Source organism: Methylovulum psychrotolerans, from assembly GCF_002923755.1.
Classification (GTDB): Bacteria; Pseudomonadota; Gammaproteobacteria; order Methylococcales; family Methylomonadaceae; genus Methylovulum; species Methylovulum psychrotolerans.
Window position 1 is genome coordinate 1 of sequence record NZ_PGFZ01000049.1, and the last position, 3,078, is coordinate 3,078.

Here is a 3,078-nt window from a genome sequence, read left to right on the forward strand (position 1 = left end):
CATAATAAAACTCAGCTTCCTTATGGAATTAATATGCTTGCTTTTTGTATTAAATTTTATTATGAAAACATTGGCTTAGATTAAGATGATAAAACCTGCCGAAGCCTTTAAAAACTGGGCGGGCGGCTTCACCGACCTCAACGCCGCCATGGGCTTCGCCGCCAACGGCGGCATCCCCGTCACCGCCGTCACCAGCGCGGGCAAAATTAGCAAAGTCCGCATGGAACATATTTGGGTCGAGGCCGCGCTAGATTTCATCCCCTCACGCGGGGCGAAAAACAAAGCCGCCGACAGTTGGGTCGAAATGGACCCCAGCTACAAACAGTACACCTACAAAAAAGGCCTGGACGCCGTCGCCATCAGCGGCCTGGACCCGAACCAGCTCGCCCAAAGCTTCACCGCCAGCGGCACCGTCAACGACGCCGAAGGCTGGGCGACCGGCTTTGACCCGACCATCCTGCAAAACGCCCAGAGCCAAGCCCAACAAAAGCTCCAAGCCTACATCCAGGCCAACCTCAGCAACCCCACCGTCGGCGACATCATCGGCGGGCGCAGCATCATCGCCGAGAACTACCCGATCCTGATGGGCGGCCTGTCCGTACCCGTCGTACTGACTGGCGCCCACTACGACAAACTGCCCGCCAGCCTGCAACAGCAGATCAGCTACAGCTTTGCCCAAGACATTCAAGGCGCTATGCTCAACCCCACCACCCTGCCGTTCGCCCAAGCCAACAACCAGAAACTCACCCTGTCTTTCCGCCCCGCCACCGATGCCGACAGCCAAGCGTTGCAGTCACTCTTGCCCCAAGGCGACCTCACCAGCCTCAGCCAACTGCCGCAAAGCATCCCCAGCTACCTGATCAGCGTCGTCCCCGAACTCAAGCTCAACGGCCAGACCCTCAAAACCGGCAGCCCCCTGCGTTTAGGCGAAGAACTGCCGCTCACCACCGCCGTCAGCTTCGCCGGGCGCGGCCAAACCCTAGCCCCGCGCACCTACTACGCCGTCGCCGGGTCTTACCTCGCCGTCAACGCCTACGCGGGCAGCGTCTCGCCGCAAACCCTCAAAGCCACCCAAGCCCAACTGCAACACACCCAAAGCGTCCTACAAAGCGCCGACACCAGCCAAATCGCCGCCCTGAACCGCGAAGACCTGCTCGGCGACCTCTTCCACGCCGGGGGCTTGGGCTACTACGCGCAACTGACCGCCCTCAGCCGGCTCATGGGTCTCCAAAACGGCGCTCACTACACCCTCGCCGCCGGCACCGGCACGTTCGGCTACGAACCCAACGTCAGCTACTTCTTCGGCTTCCCCCGCAGCATCAAGCCCGGCGGCATCGCCCTGGACATCCCCCTGGTCAGCGTCACCGCCAGCGACGACGGCGACGCCGCCCACAAAAAACAGTACACCCTGCAAACCGGCATCCTCAGCTCCGCCCTCGAAAGCGCCGTGCCGGAGCAACTGTTCACCAACGCCCAAAACCCCGGCGAAGCCATCTCCGCCGTCAAAGCCCTCCAAAAGGCCAGCGCGGCGGGGCAACGCATCTACCACATCACCCCCGCCACCCTGGCCAACATCCACCACGACGCCGACACCATGGCCGACATCCGCAACGCCCTCAACGCGGGCAAGGAAGTCATCACCCATACGGATAATGTCAGCGTGCCGGGCTGGACGGGCGCGGGCTATATCATCACCGATGCCGACACGGGGGCGGGGGCGGGGGCTTATAAGATTGCGGGTGGGGGGAATGGGGGATTTATTACATTTTTAGATGATAATGCCGGAATAATTGGCCTACTCGCCGCTATGATTGGTGTTATTCCTATAACAGCAGGCTTGCTTCCATTCCTTGTTCCGCTTCTTTCTTTTGTAATTGCCGCATCACTTTTTACAGTTGGACTAATGTTATTTATTGAATCTTTGGATGGTGGGTCTTGTGATCAGGGCGCATTACTTACTTATATTTCTCTTGTGTTGGCATCTGTGGTTTTGGGTGTTTTTTTTGGTTCACTTGGCGTTGTGGCTTGGGTGTTATGGTTTACAGGATTTTTGGCGGATGGAGCAATTCGTTCTGTATTTAGCAATCCGGCAATTTGCAGGAGATAACAAATGAAATTCACTGAGCCTTATTTACTATGGCAATCATTTAGTTATTGCATGATTATTGCTTTTATATTCGGTTCTTTGCTAGGTGGCGTTATTGCACAAAATAAACTTCAAAGCAAAATAAATAACTTACTTGCTTTTAGGTCAATGGTTATATGGGGTGTTTTATCGCTTCCATTGGGATGGATATGGGGATGGGATTATATTTCTGCAATTGATAAGCTTGATTGTCAACAAAGCGAAATAATGATGTGGAGGGCTTTTTCAAACACACCTATTAAAATCGACATAAAGGATTTAACCAATGTCCGGCTTGGAATGACTTCTTCCAGAGGGGATTCATGGGTAGTGAATCTGTATGTAGGTTCAGAGGAGGTTTTGTATTCTACGTCCAGAATGACTAGAAAAGAGGCGCAATACTTTATAGAAAACATTTCCTCAATGAAGCAGAATGGCTGTAGCAAATAACGCAAAAGAGCCGATTAGCGTGATTCAAACGCAGTATAGGCCGACATCCTCAACGCGGGCAAAGATGTCATCACCCACGCCGTCATCGCACCGGGCTGGACGGGCGCGGGGGTCTTGCCGCTCCGTATGTCTCTCTAACACTCATATCGTTAGCCACGTTTTTTCCGGCAGTAGCCATAGCATTTGGTGCCATAATAATGGGTTCTGTCGGAGCAGCTTTCGCGAGTAGTCAATTATGCGTCTTTTAACAAGTGAATATCTATTCTGTATTTTAGAAATAACAGTTGCTTGCAGCATTTACTTTTTTGTAGTGCTTGCTTTACACAGAAGCAATCGCCGTATTCATGATCTATCAATCAAAGCAGTCTATGTGACGCTATAGTGGACCCATAAAAACAGACAATAATTTAAGATGGTGTCCATCATAAAACAGGTGGACGAAAATGAGTGAGAAAAAGCGTAAATTGATGACCGGCGCACAAAAGGCGAAGGTGGCGTTGGAG

2 protein-coding genes are annotated in these 3,078 nt (G+C 52.8%); both read left to right on the forward strand.

All coding sequences use genetic code 11. The annotated features are described in order from the left end of the window. Positions 1 to 85: 85 nt before the first annotated feature. Positions 86 to 2,107, forward strand: coding sequence for a hypothetical protein (locus tag AADEFJLK_RS23345; RefSeq protein ID WP_103976003.1), 2,022 nt, complete (start codon positions 86 to 88; stop codon positions 2,105 to 2,107). A 3-nt stretch (positions 2,108 to 2,110) separates the two neighbouring features. Then, entirely contained in the window at positions 2,111 to 2,575 is a 465-nt protein-coding gene (locus AADEFJLK_RS23350; protein ID WP_146054736.1) for a hypothetical protein, read from the forward strand. Positions 2,576 to 3,078 lie beyond the last annotated feature (503 nt).